General features: G+C 63.8%; 2 pseudogenes. Both read right to left on the reverse strand.

From position 1 onward, the window contains the following. Window positions 1-233 (reverse strand): annotated as a pseudogene (locus tag A8M77_RS35975) (hypothetical protein); the annotation flags it as partial. 269 nt (window positions 234-502) lie between these two features. Beyond that, window positions 503-1,279 (reverse strand): annotated as a pseudogene (locus tag A8M77_RS36380) (hypothetical protein); the annotation flags it as partial.

Raw genomic sequence — 1,279 nt, forward strand, 5'->3', positions numbered from 1 at the left:
ATCTTGGTCCAGGTCGAGTCGAGCGCCTTGTCGAGCGCCACGCCTTCCTTGGCCGTCGCTGCCGAATCGGTCGGCGAAGAAGAAGCGGTTGTCGTCGCAGAGGAGGCTGCGGCCGTATCCGGGCCTGCCGAAGCGGCAAATCCGCCGCCGTTATTTCCGCCGCCACCGCCGCAACCGGCGAGTGCACCTGCTGCTACAAAAAGCAGAAGCGCGCTTTTATCCATGACTTTCAAGCAAATCCCTCCAATATTGGTGAAGTTCGGGTTTGTACGGGCCTATGCCCCTGGGGGCAACTTCTCTTGCACTTCTTTTCCTGTGTGTATCGCGCTTCCCCAGGAGCGTGTTACTAAGGTTGTGCTTCCTAACGATTGCAACGCAACTTCCCCACGTTTTCAGGATGGCTCTCGCCATGCCTTTTCATGAGAAGAACTGTGCGTCGCCCAAAAAATGGCCCGCGCGGAGGCGGGCCACCTCTGTCTGGTTGACGAACGATGCCGGCAGGTCAGGGCACGTTGGCCGTCCGAACGGTGAAGGGTCGCCCCTCCACCGCATAGCTGCCGCCGAACTCGACGTTCACGCCGCTGGTGGGCTGGACCGGGCAGCCGCCGGGCGGCTGGCAGGACCAGGAGCCGCCGCGGTTGGCAAACACGACCGCGCCGTAGCGGTAGTTCGAGATCGCCTTGCCGGTGTAGTCGGCCACGCTCAGCACCATGTTGTCGCTGGCGAAGTTGTCGGCGTCTTCCACCGCGACCGGGTCGGTCATGCGCTGGTCACGGAACTCGCGCACCACGCTGCCGCTGTTGCCGTCGGCCGCGAAGCGCACCCACTGGATCTTGCGGTCGCCGCGCGAGGCCACCAGCACCTGCTGGTTCAGCGTCACCGTGCTGATCACGGTGGGCGTCTGCTGCGGCTTGTTCGCGAAGGTGTAGGGCCACTGGTTGTCGGCCTGTCCCAGGTTGGTGAACTCCGTCGGGCCCGAGCCGAAATACACGCCGTTGACGTACGTGAACAAGGGCTTCAGGTCGATGAAGGCAGCCTTCTTCTCCGACTTGGAGATGACCACCGCCACGCCGGCCTTGGCATAGCGGTTGGCATTGGCACCGGAACCGCTGAAGCTCGCCCGCTTGGCCCCGTCGGTCAGGGGCGAGTTGCTCTGGCCCATGAACTCGCCGCTGCCGGGCAGCGCCGTCTGGAACTGGTCGAAGCCGGTGGTCACCGCGATTTCCGTCGGGGCGTTCATGCCCGGCAGGTCCACGTAGCCCAGCAACTTCATGAAGGC

The sequence above is a fragment of the Variovorax sp. JS1663 genome (assembly GCF_002157355.1).
In the GTDB taxonomy this organism is placed as follows: Bacteria; Pseudomonadota; Gammaproteobacteria; order Burkholderiales; family Burkholderiaceae_C; genus Variovorax.